At 72.1% G+C, this 638-nt stretch carries 2 protein-coding genes; both read left to right on the top strand.

Features of this window, described 5'->3' with window-relative positions; all coding sequences use genetic code 11:
• Window positions 1-238 (top strand): alpha/beta hydrolase fold domain-containing protein (locus tag E1266_RS37630; protein ID WP_165966390.1); only part of this gene is annotated, 238 nt, incomplete at its 5' end.
• A gap of 130 nt (window positions 239-368) precedes the next feature.
• On the top strand, window positions 369-635 hold the full coding sequence (locus E1266_RS37625; RefSeq protein ID WP_132055385.1) for a hypothetical protein: 267 nt from the start codon (window positions 369-371) through the stop codon (window positions 633-635).
• Window positions 636-638 lie beyond the last annotated feature (3 nt).

Genomic DNA, 638 nt, shown 5'->3' with positions numbered 1-638 from the left:
CCCCCGCGGCCTGCCCCCCGCGGTCATCGCCACCGCCGAGTACGACCGCCTGCGGCCCCAGGCCGAACGGCACGCCGGGCGGCTGCGGGACGCCGGGGTCCCGGTCACCCTCATCACCGGCACCGGCCTGGACCACGGATTCCTCGGCTGGGGCGCGTTCGCGCGCCGCCCCGCCGAGGCCATCGCCGAGATCGGCGCCGCCGTCCGCGACGCCCTCCGCCCCGAACCCCCGGTTTAGGGCGGTAGACAAAACAACGAGACCTCGACCATAAAGACCCTTGCCTCAACCGTTTAACCCGGTTGACGTGGGCAATCACCTAATAGTCACCAGGTGACCGGAACCGGTCCAAGGTCGAGGAGAAACCACCGTGTACAGCACGCACGAGATGCGGATGATCCAGGCCGACGCCTCCGGACTCGAACAGTGGGCATGCTCCACCTGCGGCCGCCGGCTCCAGCTGCGCTGGCCCCCCGACTACGAGAAGCGCGTCCTCGATCCCGGCGACCAGACCGCCTGCCACGTCGGAGCCACCGCCGACGCACCCCAGCCGCCCGACGCCCCGCCCGGCCCGGGACAGGCGCTCCGCAACCGGCGGCTCCGCGAAACCGGCATCGCCGACGTCGCGACACCCTGACCC

Origin of the sequence: Actinomadura sp. 7K534, assembly GCF_004348575.1 — a bacterium.
In the GTDB taxonomy this organism is placed as follows: domain Bacteria; phylum Actinomycetota; class Actinomycetes; order Streptosporangiales; family Streptosporangiaceae; genus Spirillospora; species Spirillospora livida.
The sequence above is the reverse complement of the archived record's forward strand: the minus strand, read 5'-3'. Positions and strand labels throughout refer to the sequence as shown.